The following is a 17,038-nucleotide window of genomic DNA, read 5'->3' as shown; positions in this document are numbered from 1 at the left end:
GCGCTGGGGAGATTTCATGAGCCTGGACAAGAGATCGATTCTGCGGCGCGTGGAGCGGGGTGAAATCGAGGTGGAGCAGGCCGTCGCGCTCCTCTCCGGGCTCGCCCATGAGCGAGAGGGGACAGGCCGCGTGCGCCAGGGGCTCGACTCCGCCGGGGGCGGGGCGGAGACGGTCTATTACGAGCCGTTCTGGGAGCTGCTGGACGGGGGCGCGGCACCGCCGCTGTCGCCCACCTCGTGCGTTCTCGTCCTGGGCGAGGTGTCAGGCCGCGCGCCGCCTCCGGAGACGGAGCTCGGAGGCGCTGTCGTCGTGCTGGTGCAGCCCGGCGAGGGGTTCTCCCGCCGGGGGCAGCGCGCCTACGAGGTCGACCTCACCGTCGAGAGCAGCGTGGAGCGGTTGCTGCTCGAGCTGGAGCGGGACGGCCTTGTGCCGCGCCACATCGCGCACCTCTGGCCGGAGCGTCCCGCCGGCTCCGCCGGCGAGCTGTGGGCCGGGCTCTCGGCGGGTCTCGACCCGCTCTTTCTGCTGGTCAAGCAGCTCCTGCAACGTGGGTTGATGGCGACGGCGAAACTCGCGGTCGTCTCGGTGGCGTCGTCCAGCCGGGCTGCGCTCTCCCGCGCTACGGCCGCCGGCTTCCTGCAGGTCGCCGCCCATGAGAGCCCGCGCCTCGGGTTCCGGGCGGTCCAGAGCGACGGAGGTACGCAGAGCCCGCTGGCGATCGCCCTGCGGGAGCTCGCCCTCCCCGGGCCGGAGCGGGGCGAGATCAAATACGTGGGTCGAGAGCGCTGGATCCGGCGGATCCGGAAGGTTGAAGGCCTCAAGGCGTCCGGCTCGACGTGGTTCCGTCGCGGCGGCGTCTACCTCATCACCGGCGGCGCGGGCGGCCTCGGACTCATCCTGGCCGAGCACCTCGCCCGGACGGCGGGCGCCAGGCTCGTGCTCATGGGCCGCTCTCGGCTCTCGGGCCCCATCGAGCGAGCGCTCGGGCGCATCGCAGCGAATGGCGCCGAGGTCTTCTATGAGCAGGGGGACGTTGGCTCGCTGGAGGACGTTCGCCGCGCGGTCCGGCGCGCCGAGGAGCGCTTCGGGGGCCTGAACGGGGTCATTCATGCGGCCGGCGTCATCGAGGACGCGTTCGTCGCGAAGAAGCCGCTCTCGTCGTTCCAGCGTGTGCTGACGCCGAAGATCCTCGGGGCGCTCCACCTCGACGAGGCGACGCAGCGGCACGATCTCGACGTGTTCCTGCTGTTTTCCTCGCTCGCAACGATGCTGGGCGAGGCGGGTCAGTGCGATTACGCCGCCGCCAACCGCTTCCTCGAGGAGCTCGCCGTGGAGCGCAGCGGCTGGGGCGCCGCGGGCCGGCGTGCGGGGCTCACCCAGGCGATCAGCTGGCCGCTCTGGGCGGGTGGAGGCATGGATATCTCCGAGGTCGACAAGGCGGAGCTCTGGAAGCGCGCCGGCATGTCCCCGCTCGGGCCGCGAGAGGGGCTCGCCGCCCTGGAGACGGCGCTGCACTCGAGGCGATCGCTCCTGTTCGTCGTGCACGGGGAGCCCGCCAGGATCGCGGCGGCGATCGAGGCGCGCATCGCGGAGCGCACGGCGCGTCGGAGCGACGACGGCGAGAACCCCCCGAGCGACAGGGCGTCGCTGGAGGATCGGGCCGAGGGGCTCCTTCTCGACGTCATCTCCCATGAGACAAAGGTCGCCAGGAGCAGAATCCACCCCCAGCAGGGCCTCGATGCGCTCGGGATCGATTCGATGCTCATCAAGAGACTGAACCTGGTGCTCGAAGACCATTTCGGCCCGCTCTCCAAGACGCTCTTCTTCGAGCACCAGACCGTCCGCGAGCTCGGGCGCTATTTCGCGGAACACCACCCGGAGCGCCTCGCCTCCGTCACGCGTGACGCGGGCGACATGCGCGGCACGGCCAGAGAGGCGGCGACGCAGGCCGATGCCGCCCAGGATCCGGGCGAGCGCGCGCCCGCGGCCGATCCCCGGGCGCCGGAGCAAGGCGCTGCGCGGGAAGGGCGGCCGCTGCCGGGGCGAGCGGCGCCGACCTCGGGCGACGAGGACGACATCGCGATCATCGGCGTGAGCGGCCGATACCCCGGGGCGGCAGATCTCGACGAGCTCTGGGACAACCTGAGAGCCGGGCGGGACTGCGTGACCACGGTTCCAGAGGACCGCTGGGATCATGCGCTGTACTATCACCCTGACAAGCGCAGCCAGGGCACGTCCTACGGAAGGTGGGGAGGCTTTCTGGCGGACGTCGACGCGTTCGATCCGCTGTTCTTCAACATCGCGCCGCGCGAGGCGGAGACCATGGATCCGCAGGAGCGGCTGTTCCTGCAGGTCGCCTGGTCGGCGGTGGAGGACGCCGGGTACTCACGCCGCGAGCTGGCCGCCATGAGCGTCGACGGCGAGCAGGGCGCCGTCGGCGTGTTCGTCGGCGTGACGTCGGGACAGTATCAGCTCATCGGCGCGGAGGAGTGGGGCAAGGGAAACCGCATCACGCCGAGCTCTTCGTTCTGGAGCGTCGCGAACCGCGTCTCCTACACGCTGAACCTCCACGGCCCCAGCATGCCGGTCGATACGGCCTGCTCGGCCTCCCTGACGGCGCTGCACCTCGCCTGCGAGAGCCTGAGGCGCGGAGAGTGCCAGGCCGCCATCGTGGGCGGGGTGAACCTGAACATCCACCCGTCGAAGTACGTAGCGCTGAGCCAGCTCAAGTTCCTGTCGTCCGACGGCCGGTGCCGCAGCTTCGGCGAGGGCGGCGACGGATATGTGCCAGGGGAGGGGGTCGGCGCGGTCGTCCTCAAGCCGCTCCGGCGGGCCGTCGACGACGGGGATTCCATCCATGCCGTCATCAAGGCGACCACGATCAACCACGGGGGAAAGACGAACGGCTACACGGTCCCGAACCCGACCGCGCACGCCCGCCTCATCCACCGCGCCCTCCGCCGCGCGAAGATCGATCCACGGACCATCGGTTACGTCGAGGCCCACGGCACCGGCACCGCGCTGGGAGATCCTGTCGAGATCACCGGGCTTCAGAGGGCGTTCGAGGCCTACACCTCCGAGCGCCAGTTCTGCGCGATAGGCTCCATCAAGTCCAACCTCGGTCACCTGGAGTCCGCCGCTGGGATCGCCTCGCTGACCAAGGTGATCCTGCAGCTCAAGCACCGGCAGCTCGCGCCCTCGCTCCACGCGGAGGTGTTGAACGAGAACATCGACTTTCCGGCGACGGCGTTTCATGTCCAGCGGCAGGCGGCGCCCTGGCCCGAGCCAGTGGCGCAGGAGGGCGGCGAGCGGAGGCCGACCCCGAGGCGCGCCGCGATCAGCTCCTTCGGCGCGGGGGGATCGAACGCCCACGCGATCGTCGAAGAGTACCTGCCGCCGCACGAGCCGCTCGCCGAGGTCGTCACCGCCGGCGCGCAGCTCGTCGTCCTGTCGGCGAAGACCGAGGAGCGGCTCCGCGCCTATGCCGCGAAGCTCCAAGGGGCGCTGTCTTCGGCCCTGGCCAGCGGCTCTCCGGCGCCGGCTCTGCTGGACGTCGCCTTCACGTTGCAGGCGGGCAGAGAGGGGCTCGAGTCGAGGCTCGCCGTCGTCGCAGGGTCGCTGGAGGATCTGCTCGGCAGGCTGAGCGACTACCTCGCAGGCCGCGCGCACCCGGCGATCTGGGCGGCGAGGGTCGCGGACGAGACCGTGGCCGCGGATGCGGGCGGGGACGGGCACGGAGAGCGCGACGTCGCGGCGCTCCTCCGTGACGGTCGATGGGCGGAGGTCGCCGCCCTCTGGGTCATCGGGCGTGCCATCCCCTGGGAGGCCGCGCGCCGCGGGCATCGATGGCGGCGGGTCGCGCTGCCGACGTACCCCTTCGAGCAGAAGCGGTTCTGGGTGCACACGACCGGCCAGCCGGCCGCCGAGGTCACGCCCAGGGCGCCGCACCCGCTCGTCGATCGCGTGATACCGAGCCTCCATGCGGCGACGTTCGAGAAGGTGCTGAACAGGCAGGATCGCCTGCTCCGGGATCATCGGGTCAGGGGCAACCTTGTCTGTCCGGGCGTCGCCCACCTCGAAATGGTCCGTGCTGCGGCGGACATGCTCGGCCGGGGCACGGCGCGCCGGCTGCGGAACGTCGCGTGGCTCGCGCCCATCGTCGTCGCCGGGGAGACGCGGGTCGTCCAGGTCACGCTCGAGGAGCGCGAGAGCGGTCTCCATTTCGACGTGAAGAGCGAGGGCGCCGCCGGCGCCGAGGTGCACTCGAGGGGTCAGGTCGTCCTCGAAGCCCCGGACGCGCGGCGGGACGCGCCGCCGGCCATCGATCTCGGTGCGGTGCGGGCGCGGTGCCGGCAGCGCCTGGACAAGGAGAGCCTCTACGCCGAGGCCCGGGCTGTCGGGCTCGACTACGGGCCTTCGTTTCAGTGCCTCGAAGAGCTCTGGTACGGCGACGGCGAGGCGCTGGGCGAGCTGCTGGCGAGCCCGGAGATCGCCGGGGAGCTCGACGCCTTTGCCCTGCATCCCGCGCTCACGGACAGCGCCCTCCACGTGCTCCGTGGGCTCGCCCTGGAGACCTCGCTCCCCTCGGAGAACATGACCCTGGTGCCGTTCTCGGTGGGAGAGGTCGAGATCCTGGCGCCCCTCACGGCGCGCTGCACCGTGTACGCCAGGCTGCTTCGCCGCCTGCCCGAGCAGGGGATGGCGCTGTTCGACGTGACGGTCCTCGACGACGCGGGGCGGAGCGTGCTCCGCTTGAGCGAGCTCTGCGCGCGCCGCCTGCGCCCGGTCGAGCGCGACGCCCCTCCAGCGGTCCCTCCAGCGATCGAGGATGCGGGCCTGTTCTACCGGCTGCGCTGGACGCCGCAGCCGCTCCCCGCGCGCGCCGATGAGGCATCCGACCGAGAGGGCACGGTGGTGATCTTCACCCATCAGGCCGACTTCGGGCTCGGCCAGCGGCTGGTCGATTTCTACGGAGAGCGCCGGACGATCCTGGTGGAGCTCGGCGAGGCCCGCGCGACCCGGGGGCCTGGCCGTATCTGCATCGACCTCAGGCGCGCGGAGGACTTCGAGCACGCGCTCCAGCAGGCTCCTGCGCTCTCCAGGGTGTTTTTCCTCGGAGGCCTCGAGGATCGCTATTACAGCGCGAACGACCTCGATTTCCTCGAGCGCTCCCAGGAGCTCGGGGTCCTTTCCCTGTTCCGCCTGGCCAAGGCGATGGCCGCCGCACCGGCGCGGCGCGCCCGGCTCAAGGTCGTCACCAACGACGTGTACCGCGTAGGCGATGGCGACCGGGCGCATCATCCGTTCGCCGGGTCGCTCGTCGGGCTGACCAAGGTGCTCGCGCGGGAGCTCCCGCTCGGGGGCGTCAGCTACGTGGACATCGCGGGGGCGGACGTCGCTTCGCCGCAGGACGACGCCGCGTGGCGGCGATTGCTGCAGGCCCTCGACGCGGAGCACGCGAGCGCGCCCGAAGCCGAGGTCGCGCTGCGAGGCGGGCGCCGCTTCGTTCGGGTCGTCGAGCCTGCCGTGCTGCCTGAAGCGGAGCGGGATGCGCTCCCCTTCAAGCGCGGAGGGGTGTACCTGATCGTGGGGGGAGCCGGCGGGATCGGGATGGCCGTCAGCCGCTATCTCGCCCGCGAGCACGAGGCACGTCTCGTCCTCGTGGGCCGGCGCCGGCGCACCGACGCCATGGCCCGTGCTCAGGAGGAGATCGAGGCGCTCGGCGGACAGGCGCTGTACCTTCAAGGGGACATCAGCGACCTCGCCGACATGCGCGGGGTCGTCGCCCTGGCCCGGCAGACGTTCGGCGCGATCGACGGCGTCATCCACTCGGCGATCGTCCTCCGGGACGGCACCGTCAGCCGCATGGATGAAGAGACGTTCCGCGCCGTCCTGGCCCCCAAGGTCAAGGGCGCGGTGGTGCTGCACAGCGCGCTCGAGCCCGAGCCGCTCGACTTCATGGCGTTCTTCTCGTCCGCCATCTCCGTCACCGGCGCTCCCGGGCAGGGCAACTATGCCGCGGCGTCCACCTTCGAGGACTGCTTCGCGCTCTTCCTGGCCCATCGGATGAAGCGGCCCGTGAAGCTGTTCAACTGGGGTTTCTGGGGCGACACGGGCGTGGTCGCCACGGAGGAATACAGGAAGCGGCTCGCCAGGCAGGGTGTCGCGGAGCTCCGGGAGGGCGAGGGGATCGAGGCGTTCCGGCAGGTCATGGGCGCGCGCGCCACCCAGATCATGCCCATGAAGATGAGGCCCGATGCGGCCGCGGCGCTCGGCATCGACATGACGGCCACGTACGCATGCCAGCGGGCGCTGTCTCCCTCGCTCATCGAGCCGGTGAGCGCCCGGGTGCGCGGCGCGCAGCCCGACGCCTCCTCCTCTGGGCCAGGCGTCGACGCGCTGGACGCGATGGAGCGGTTCGGGCGCCTCGCGCTCCTCGACGCTTTCCAGCGCATGGGCGCGCTGAGTCGCCCCGGAGAGCGCGAGACGCTGGCCGGATCGAGAGACCGACTCGGCGTCGTTCCGGAGCAGGCGCGGCTCTACGACGCGCTGCTGGACATCCACAGGAAGAGCGGGCTCATTCGCCTCGAGGGGGACGCGTTCCTCGTGACCGACGCCATCCGGGTCGCGGGGGCGCAGGCGGCCCCGGCGGCGCTCGAGGCGCATCGGCAGGACGTGATCGCGCGCTACCCGGACAGCGAGGCCTACGTCGCGCTCCTCGAGGCGTGCACCGCCGCGCTTCCGGCCGTCCTCACGGGGAAGAGGTCCGGGGTCGACGTCCTGTTCCCCGGCGGCTCGATGGCGCAAGTCGAGCGCATCTACAAGGGAAACCGGCGCTCGGATCACTTCAACGCGCTCGTCGCCGCGGCCGTGAGCGCCATGGCCTCCGCGAGGCGCGACGCGGGCGACGACGGGACGATCGCCATCCTGGAGATCGGCGCCGGGACCGGCGGGACGAGCGCCTCCGTCCTCGAGGCGCTCCAGCGGGGATCAGGCCGCGTGACGTATGACTACACCGATATCTCGGTCGGGTTCATTCGACACGGGGAGCGGGTCTACGGCGCCCGGTATCCGTTCGCGTCGTTCAAGACGCTCGATATCGGGTTGGACATCGAGCCACAGGGGTTCGCGGTGGGAGCTCACGACCTGGTCCTGGCGACGAACGTGCTCCACGCGACGAAGGATATCCGCGCCACGTTGCGTCGCGCGAAGAGGCTGCTCAAGGCGAACGGGCTCCTCGTCGTCAACGAGGTCACCGAGGTCAGGGACTTCGTGACGCTCACCTTCGGCCTGACGAGCGGCTGGTGGCTCTTCGACGACGGCGCGCACCGGCTCCCGCACGCGCCGTTGCTGAGCGTGGCGCAATGGCGTGCCGCGATGGAGGACGTCGGCCTCCGCGAGATGCGGAGCTTTGGTCTCCACGGCGCGGACGAGGCAGGGGGAGGGCAACACGTGATGATCTCCGAGAGCGACGGCTGGCTCGACGCGGCCGAGCTGGCGCGGGGCCCGGCGCGCTTTGCGCCGGCTGTCCCCCGCGTCATCCCCGTCGCCCACGCGACCCGGCCCGAGGAGGCGGCAGGCGCCCACGCCGCCGGATCGCTCCCCCGGCAGCCGGCGCCTCCCATCGACGGCGGCGCGCGCGGACGCGCGGTGGACTATCTCCGCGGCGTCATCGCGGGGATCTTGAAGATGGATCCCGCGGATCTGGAGCCGAGGGCGGCGCTCGACAAGTACGGCGTGGATTCCCTCGTGGCGATGGATGTCATTGCCAAGCTCGAGGGGGACCTCGGCGCCTTGCCGAGGACGCTGCTCTTCGAGCAACCGACGGTCGAGCGGCTCGCCGAGCACCTGCTGGACAGCTACGGAGAGCCGCTGGCGGCCAGGCTGGGCGTCGCCGTCCACGCGGTGTCCGCGGAGGGCCTGGCGGCGAGCGCGGGCGCCCGCGAGCTGCCCAGCCCGCCGCCGGGCCCGGAGCGGCTCGAAGAGCGTCGCCCGCGAGGAGGCGCGCCTGCCCCGGGCCATGGGCCCATCGCGATCGTCGGCCTCAGCGGCCGGTATCCAGGGGCCCCGGATCCCGACGCCTTCTGGGAGAACCTCAAGGCCGGCGCGCGGGCGTTCTCCGAGATCCCGCCGGAGCGCTGGGACGACCGCGACTACTACGATCCGAGCGGCGCCCGCCCCGGGACGTACTACCATCGATGGGGCGCGTTCCTCGACGATGTCGACAGGTTCGATCCGCTCCTCTTCGGGATTTCTCCGCGAGAAGCGGAGCGGATGGACCCTCAAGAGAGGCTATTCCTCGAGGCTGTATGGACCGCCCTGGAGGACGCCGGCCACACGGGCTCGACGCTGAACGCCGCTGCGCGCCGGGGCGGCGGCTCCGGCGTCGGCGTGTTCGTGGGCGTCATGTACGGTCCGTATCAGCTGCTGGCGGCGGACGCCTGGGCGAGGGGCAACCGGGTCGAGGCCCACTCGGCCTACTGGTCGATCGCGAACCGGGCCTCGTACGTCTTCGATTTCCACGGCCCGAGCATGGCTGTGGACACCGCGTGCTCTTCTGCGCTGACCGCCGTCCACCTGGCGTGCGAGAGCATCCGGAGCGGCGCATGCCGCGCGGCCGTCGCGGGCGGCGTCAACCTCATCCTTCACCCCGGCCACCACGTCGGGCTCAGCCGGGCTCAGATGCTCTCGAGAGAGGGCCGCTGCCGTGCGTTCGGGCAAGGAGCCGACGGGTTCGTCCCCGGCGAGGGGGTCGGCGCGGTGGTGCTCAAGCCGCTCGCGGACGCGGTCCAGGACGGCGATCACGTCTACGCCGTGATCCTCGGTTCCTCGGTGAACGCGAGCGGGAAGACCTCCGGGTACATGGTCCCGAGCGCCGCTGCCCAGGCGGACGTCATCGAGGCCGCGCTGCGCTCCGCGCAGATCGATCCGCGGTCGATCACCTACCTGGAGGCGCAGGCGGTCGGCTCGGAGCTGGCCGACTCGATCGAGGTCGAGGGGCTCACGACGGCGTTCGCGCGGTTCACGACCGATCTCGGGTTCTGCGCGATAGGCTCGCTCAAGCCGAACATCGGCCATCTCGAGTCGGCCTCCGGGATGGCGCAGCTCACGAAGGTGCTGCTGCAGCTCAAGCATCGACAGCTCGCCCCGTCGCTCGACTGCGAGGCGGTGAGCCCGAAGATCGATTTCGGCGCCTCGCCGTTCTACGTTCAGCGGCGCCTCGGCGCGTGGCAGGCCGCGGGGCCCGAGGCGCTTCGGCGGGCGGCGATCAGCTCGTTCGGGGCCGGAGGGGCGAACGCGCACCTCGTCGTCGGCGAGCACGTCGAGGGCGCGGCCGAGGGCGCTCGCGCGGCCGGAGACGGCGCTCCCCAGATCGTGGTCCTCTCCGCGAGGAAGGCGGCACAGCTTGAAACGTACGCCCGGCGGCTCCGGGATTTCCTTGTGAGGTCGCGCGCCGGGGGCCCGCTCCGTGGCGGGGCGCTCTCGGACATGGCCTATACGCTCCAGGTGGGGCGGCGGCCCTTGGCCTTGCGTCTCGCCGTGGTGGCGTCTGACGTTGGCGCGGTCGTCGAGGCGCTGGGCGACTTTCTCGAGCGGAGGGCGCGCCCCGACGTGTACACCGGCAAGGCTCCGAGAGGCGAGGAGGGCGGCCCTGCGAGGGCGTCCATCGCGGTCGCGCTCGACGAAGGTGGGCTCCGCCGCGCAGCGGCGGCCTGGGTCGACGGCGCCGAGATCGACTGGGAGCTCCTGCATGCCGGCCGCGCGAGGCGGCGCGTCCCCCTGCCGACGTACCCGTTCGCGCGGGAGAAATGCTGGTTCGATCTGCTTCCGAGGGAGACGGCGCAGCCTCCGTCGCCCTCGCCGAGCGGCGTGGACGTGACGACGGTGCCGCCAGGCGAACCGCTCCGGGCTCCGGCGAGCGTGAATGGAGGGGGCGCTGCCCCGGAAGGTCGAGCGATGCACATGATGGATGGGAAAGCGAGCGCGCCGGAGGCCGCGCGCGCCTCGGGTGAGGTGTCCCGCGGGGCTCTCAACGATGCCGTGGAGGCCGCCGTCATCGCGATCGCGGCAGAGATCCTGAAGGTCGACCCGGCCGAGATCGGGCCGAGCGATCCCATGAGCGACTTCGGGTTCGATTCCCTGTCGCTCATCGAGTTCACGACGCGGCTCAACCGGGAGTACGGCATCGCGCAGAGCCCGGCAGCGCTGTATGGGCACCCGAGCATCGGCGCCTTCGCCGCGTCCCTCGCCGCCGAGCACCGCGACGCGTTCGCCCGGGTCCTTCGGCCGATCGAGGTGAAGGACGCCAGGGGGAGCGGCGGTGTTCCCGCTGCGAGCCCGCCGCCGGCCCCGAGGGAGCAGAGCCGACCCGCGGTCGTGACGTCGACCGAGCGCGCCGTGGACGAGCCGATCGCGATCATCGGCATGAGCGTCAGGCTCCCCGGCTCCCCCGACGCGGACGCGTTCTGGGACAACCTCATCCAGGGCAGGGATCTCGTCTCCGAGATCCCGAAGGACCGCTTCGACTGGACAGCGTTCTACGGGGACCCGCGCGTCGATCCGAGCAGGATAAGCTCCCGATGGGCGGGCATCATCGACGATATCGACAAGTTCGACCCGGCCTTCTTCAACATCTCGCCGAGGGAGGCCCGCCTGATGGATCCCCAGCAGCGGCTCTTCCTGGAGATCGCCTGGAAGACCATCGAGGACGCCGGCTACAGGCCCTCCCAGCTGGCGGGCACCCGCACCGGGCTGTTCGTGGGGGTCGCGGGGACCGAGTATGCGCAGCTGCTCGCGCAGAGCGGTCTGGAGATCGACGGCCAGGCCGCGACGGGCACCGCGCACAGCATCCTCGTGAACCGCATCTCGTTCCTGCTCGACCTCCACGGCCCCAGCGAGCCGGTCGACACCGCGTGCTCGAGCTCGCTGGTCGCCGTGCACCGCGCCATCCAGTCGATCCGCGACGGCGACTGCGATATGGCCATCGTCGGCGGCGTGAACGTCCTGCTGACGCCTGCCGGGTTCCTCGCATTCGGCAGGTCGGGGATGCTGGCGAGCGACGGCAAGTGCAAGGTGTTCGATGAGCGCGCGGACGGCTACGTGCGCGGCGAGGGCGCCGGAGCCGTCTTCCTGAAGCCGCTCAGCAGGGCGCTGGCCGATGGGGATCGCGTGGTCGCCGTGATCCGTGGCACGGCGATCAACCACGGAGGGCGCGCGACCTCTCTCACCGCGCCGAACCCCAACGCCCATGCGGATCTCTTGGTCCGCGCCTACCGCAGAGCGGGGGTCGATCCGGCGACGGTCGGGTACATCGAGGCGCACGGGACGGGCACCTCGCTCGGGGACCCGATCGAGGTGAACGGCCTGAAGAAGGCGTTCCAGGTGCTCGGTAGCCCGGAGGCGACCACGACCCCCCGAGCGCCCACGTGCGGTCTGGGCAGCGTCAAGGCGAACATCGGCCACCTCGAGACGGCCGCCGGGGTCGCCGGGCTCGTCAAGATCGTGCTGGCGATGCAGCACAGGACGCTGCCGCCGCTCGTCCATTTCGAGAAGCTCAACGGCTATATCGATCTCGACGAAACGCCGTTCTACATCGTGGACAAGGCGACGGCATGGCAGGCGCCGCGAGACAGGGAAGGGCGCGAGCTTCCGAGGCGAGCCGGCGTCAGCTCGTTCGGCTTCGGAGGCGTCAATGTCCACGTCGTGCTGGAGGAGCTCCCGGAAGACCCATCATCGACGTCGGCGGGGTCGGACGAGCACCCGGAGATCTTCGTCTTCAGCGCCAGGAATGCGGAGCGGCTGAACGCTTATGTGCAGGCGTTCGTCGCGTTCCTCGAGCGCCTTGACCAGGCCGGGGAACGGGCAGCCCGGCGGAGGACCGCCCGCCTCGCGGACATCGCATATACCCTGCAGGTCGGCCGGGAGCCGATGGATACCCGCCTTTCGGTGGTCGCGAGCGGCCTGCACGACCTGCTGCAGAAGCTTCGCGGGTTCGCGGCGGGCCAGCCCGGCTCGGCGGAGGTCTTCCAGGGGAGCGCCGAGCCGCACCGTGAGCTCGTCGGGCTCCTTCGCGAGGAGGCGGACGTTCAAACAACCCTCCGCGAGATCGCGCGCAAAGGCAACCTGCGCAAGCTGGCGGCGCTGTGGGCGAAGGGGTTCGACATCGACTGGGACGCCGTCCTGGAGCACACGGGGAGGAGGCGGACGAGCGCGCCCTCCTATCCCTTTGCCAGGGAGCGCTGCTGGTTGCCGGTGCGACGGGGCGAAGCGGAGCCGGCGGATCGAGCGCCCGCGGACGTCAGGGCCCCGGCGCCCGTCACGCCGCCGCGCGCGGTCAGCCACCCGGCACCCGCTCCGAGCGCCTCCACGGCCGTGCCGGCGCCCCGGCCTCCGTTGTCGCCGGCGGCGTCGGCCGCCCAGCTCCAGGGGGCGGCGCCGGCCGCCCCGCTCCAGGGGAACGACGTGGCCGCCCGAGGGGCCAACGGGGCCTCGCCCCACGCGGAGCACGAGCTGGCGCGTCGACCCGCCCCCGACGCGCAGGCGGTGACCGCGAGCCTCCGGCGCATCTTCGCGGACTTCCTCGAGCTCGATGCAGATTCCATGGATGAAGATCGCGCCTTCACGACCTATGGAGTCGACTCGATCGCAGGGCTGCGCATCATGCAGCGGGTCCAGCAGCTCCTGGGCGACGACGTGCCGATGCTGGCGATCATCGAGCATCCGTCGCTCCGTCAGCTGGTCGGGTATCTCGTTGAGAACCACGTCCGTGAAGGCCAGCTCCTGGAGCCGGCGCAGAACGGTCGGGGCGATCCGTCCCCCCCGCCGATCGAGGTCGCGCCCGCAGCCGCGGTCACGCCCGCAGCCGCGGTCACGCCCGCAGCCGCGGTCACGCCCGCAGCCGCGCCCGCACCCGCAGCCCCCGTCGAGGCGCGGATCATCCCCTTCCGCGCCGAGGGGAAGCTCGCGCCGATGTTCTGTATCCACGGCGATACGGGCGATCTGAGCTGGGCTATCCACCTGGCCGAGCATCTCGGCCACGAAAACCCCGTATTCGGCCTGGAGGCCCCCAGGTTCGAGAGCGGCTCTCCTGCCGCAACCACGGTCGAGGAGATGGCCGCCGCCTGCACGCGGGCCTTGGTCCGCGCCTCCGCTGCAGGGCCCTACCGGCTGGCCGGCTGCGGGATCGGCGCCGCCATCGCGTTCGAGGTGGCGCGCGAGCTCGTCGGCCTCGGACAGCGGGTCGAGCAGCTCGTCCTCGTCGACCCCCCCGAGCACGGCGACGCCTGGGCGGAGCGCGCGGCAGCGCGCGCGGAAGAGCCGGTGTTCGCGCTGAGCCTCATCAGCAACCTGCTTGGCCGCGTCTGGGGCGCGGAGGGCCTGCTCCGCCATGACACCCTGCCGAAGGACCGTGAGGCTTGCCTCGCGCTCGCCGCGCGCTGGCTCTCGGGCTGCGCCGCCGCCCCCATGGCCCACGACAGGCTGGTGCGCTGGCTCGACCGGTCCGCGCTGCACCTCGGGGCGCACGCGCGAGCGCTGGTCCGTTACCGCCCCAGCCCGATCCCCGGCGAGGTCCCCGCCCTCCTGGTGCAGCCGTCCACCGACCCGCTCGCGCCGGGCAACGCCTATGGTCTACCGGAGCTCGCGCCGCGGAGCGCGGAGCGCGCGGCCGGCTGGCGCTCGATGCTCGCGCCGCCTCCGGAGGTGATCGAGCTCGAGGGAGATGGCTTGTCGATCACGTCGGCCGGGTCGATGGTGCGCCTGGCGGAGCGGCTCGCCCGCCGCCCGGAGGACGCCTCCGGCAGGATCCTGGATCCGTGGCGCGGCGAGCGCGGATCCTCGCGGCCGGGCTCGGCCGCGCAGACGCCCGGGGTGACCGGCGAGACGGCCGGCGCGCCGCTCGGGTCGCATGGAGGTAGCCCGTTCCTCGTGCCCATCAACAAGAACGGATCCATGTCGCCGTCGTTCTGGGTCCATACCCTGCTCGGCGACGTGAGCTATGGGTTGAGCCTGTCGCACCACCTCGGCGTGAGCTGCCCTGTCTACGGGCTCGAGCAGTTCGATGTGAACGGCGATATCCGGCTGCTCCCCACCATCGAGAAGATGGCCGCGCTCTATATCGACGCGATGCACGAGGCGCAGCCGAAGGGGCCCTACCACCTCGGAGGATACTCGTTCGGCGGGGTGGTCGCCTTCGAAATGGCTCGGCAGCTCATGGAGGCCGGCGAGCAGGTCTCGAGCCTCGTCCTGATCGACTCGCTCATGCCGGGGACGAAGGTGTTCAACGCCATCGACACGTCGGCCATCGTGACGGACGACTTCGAGATCATGGCGCTGCTCCTCATCGGCAATACGTTCTGCACCCGGTGGCATGCCGAGCGGTACGTCCAGATCGAGGACATCTCCGGCAGGAGCCGGGACTGGCAGATCGACCACGTCGCCCGGCACCTCCACACGCACGCCAGGGCCGGGAGGCCGCTCGACGAGATCGAGCTCCTCGTGCGTCGGAACCACGAGACCATCACCGCGAACAACAAGGCGTTGAACAGCTATGTGCCGTCTCGCCTCCCTGGGCCCGTGACCACGCTGCTCTTCCACGCCACGCTGGGGTTCATCGGGCCCAACAACCCGAACAATCTGCCGGAGGTCAAGATCTTGATCCACGACCGCAGCAACGGCTTCGATCAGTTCATCCCCGACGGGCTGCAGAGCATTGATGTGCCGGCAGACCATTACACCATCTGCCGCGAGGAGTTCATCCTGGGGGTGGCGCAGCGGGCGAAGGTGCTCGTGAGCGAAGGCAGGCGCGGCGGCCCGGCGCGGCCCGGGCGGACGCGGTTCGGCTCCGCCGTCCCGCGGATCCTGCCGAGACCCGCTCACGGCTGAGGTGGATCAACATGGATTTCAGCGTCTATTTCTTCGCCGCGAACGACAACGCCAGCTTCGGGGAGCGGTATCGCTTCATCCTCGAGGTGGCCAGGTACATCGATGAGCACGGCTTTCGCGCCATCTGGACGCCGGAGCGGCACTTCCAGGAGTTCGGCGGCAGCTTCCCGAACCCCTCGGTCCTGAGCGCCGCGCTCGCCGCGGTCACCTCGAACCTCGAGCTGCGCGCGGGCAGCGTCGTGGTGCCGCACCATCATCCGGTGCGGATCGTGGAGGAGTGGGCGCTCGTCGATCAGCTCTCGCAGGGCCGGGTCGGGCTGTGCGTCGCGACCGGGTGGCACCGCGGCGATTTCGTCTTCTACCCCGGGAACTACGGCAACCGCAGGGAGCTCACGTTCGCGAGCGTCGAGACGATCCGCGCCCTGTGGCGCGGGGAGGCGGTCGAGCTCCCGGGCGTCGACGGCCAGCCGCTGAAGATCAAGACCTATCCGAGGCCCTGCCAGCCCGAGCTGCCCATCTGGCTGGTGCACAGCACCAACCCGGAGATCTGGATCAAGGCGGGGGAGCTCGGCGCCAACGTCCTCTCGCTCCTCGACAATTTCGACCGGCTCAAGGCGAACATCGCCAGCTATCGCGAATCGCTCGCGGCCCACGGGTTCGATCCCGCCTCGGGGACTGTCACCGTCGCGATGCATACCTATGTCGGTGACGACGACGTGCAGGTGCGCCGCCTCGTCGCCGAGCCGGTCAAGCAATACTTGAGCACGTTCTTGACACAGAGGAAGACGGATGCGAACCTCCAAGGTGCCTCCAAGGAAGTCAGCGAATCGGAGAGAGAGCTCTTGTCGCGGCTCGCGTTCGAGGATATGTACGAGCGCCGGTCGCTGCTGGGGACGCTCCCCAAATGCATCGAGGTCGTACGCAGCCTGAAGGGGATCGGCGTCGACGAGGTTGCATGCCTCGTCGATTTCGGCCTGAGCTTCGACGTCGTGCTCGGCGCCCTGCCGAGGCTCGACGCGCTGCGCGCGGCGTTCTCCGCGGAGCCCGCGCCGTCCACGGCTGGCCCCATGAGCTGGTACTATGCTCGCTGACTGAGGAGGGGGCGCGCCGGGAAGGCGCCGCCCCTCGGAGGCCGGCGACCGCAAGGATATCGCTGTATTTCAATCATGTTTACGCAAGGTGAATTCATGCTCAATCGTGCACGCTCCTTCTGGTTGGTCTCGATCCTGGCCGTCTCGGCGGCCTCTGTCTTCGGAGTTGGCTGTGGAGATGATGATGGCGGTGGCAGCGGCGGCAGCGGCGGCTCCACGGTGGGCGAGGACGGCTATACGCTCGATAACGTATGTGCCAAGCTGCCTGTCGCGACGTGCGAAGAGAGGAAGGAGTGCTGCGAGAAGGGGAGCGGCTTCGATCAGGCAGGCTGCGAGGCGCGCGAGCGGACGGAGTGCGAGGCGAACGTGGCCGAGGTCAAGGCGGGTACGATGACGTTCCACCCGGAGAACATCGCCCCGTGCTTCGCCATGCTCAAGCCGTACGGCGAGCAGTGCTTCCTCACGCTGAGCGACCTGTACACGTTCCTGGAGGAGTTCAAGATCTGCCGCATCTTCACCGACCAGCGCGCGCTGGGGGAGACCTGCGAGAGGCGATCGCAGTGCGCCACTTCGGCGGTGGAGGACGAGGCGATCGGCTGCAATGAGGGCATATGTTCCGTCGTGCGCTTCCTGGCGGAAGGCGCGGCGTGCTCGACCACCTCGCTGGACAGCTACTGCACCGGCGGCCTCTACTGCGACGCCGACGCGGAGACGACGGAGGGCACCTGCGAGAAGGCGGCGGCCGTGGGGGAAGATTGCAGCAGCAACCCCCTCGTGTGCGGGCTCGATAGCTATTGCGATCCGACGGCCGGGCTCTGCACGGCCCCGAAGGCGGGCGGAGAAGCCTGCGGGAGCCATATCGAGTGCCAGTCGTTCGTCTGTGATATGGCCACGAGCCAGTGCAATCCGATAAGGATCCTCAGCAGCGAGCTGGAGTGCAAGGGCGACCCTGCGCCCTAGCTGACGCGGGGCTCATCCTCATTTGACGCGAGAGGTTGAACAGGAAGGTGGAAAATTTCAGATGTTCATTCGTCTGCTCTTCCTCTCTTCTCGCCTTCCTGTG

3 protein-coding genes are annotated in these 17,038 nt (G+C 70.5%); all 3 read left to right on the top strand.

The window, feature by feature from the left end; genetic code table 11:
* Window positions 1–16: 16 nt before the first annotated feature.
* The 3 genes from WMF28_RS20490 (at window position 17) to WMF28_RS20480 (ending at window position 16,935) form a co-directional block, all read left to right on the top strand.
* Window positions 17–14,884: an SDR family NAD(P)-dependent oxidoreductase gene (locus WMF28_RS20490; RefSeq protein ID WP_437603946.1), complete on the top strand. Its 14,868-nt coding sequence runs from the start codon at window positions 17–19 to the stop codon at window positions 14,882–14,884.
* Window positions 14,885–14,895: 11 nt separating this feature from the next.
* Complete coding sequence (locus WMF28_RS20485; RefSeq protein ID WP_437603945.1) at window positions 14,896–15,975, top strand: MupA/Atu3671 family FMN-dependent luciferase-like monooxygenase; 1,080 nt, start codon at window positions 14,896–14,898, stop codon at window positions 15,973–15,975.
* A gap of 96 nt (window positions 15,976–16,071) precedes the next feature.
* The gene (locus tag WMF28_RS20480) at window positions 16,072–16,935 is read left to right on the top strand and encodes a hypothetical protein (RefSeq protein WP_437603944.1); all 864 of its coding nucleotides are present in this window, start codon (window positions 16,072–16,074) and stop codon (window positions 16,933–16,935) included.
* Window positions 16,936–17,038 lie beyond the last annotated feature (103 nt).

This window comes from Sorangium sp. So ce590 (assembly GCF_051521365.1).
In the GTDB taxonomy this organism is placed as follows: Bacteria; Myxococcota_A; Polyangia; order Polyangiales; family Polyangiaceae; genus Sorangium.
The sequence above is the reverse complement of the archived record's forward strand: the minus strand, read 5'-3'. Positions and strand labels throughout refer to the sequence as shown.

Excerpts from the sequence above, each read along its gene's own strand:
- WMF28_RS20490 (WP_437603946.1), top strand. The coding sequence starts at position 17 with ATGAGCCTGGACAAGAGATCGATTCTGCGGCGCGTGGAGCGGGGTGAA.
- WMF28_RS20485 (WP_437603945.1), top strand. The coding sequence starts at position 14,896 with ATGGATTTCAGCGTCTATTTCTTCGCCGCGAACGACAACGCCAGCTTC.
- WMF28_RS20480 (WP_437603944.1), top strand. The coding sequence starts at position 16,072 with ATGCTCAATCGTGCACGCTCCTTCTGGTTGGTCTCGATCCTGGCCGTC.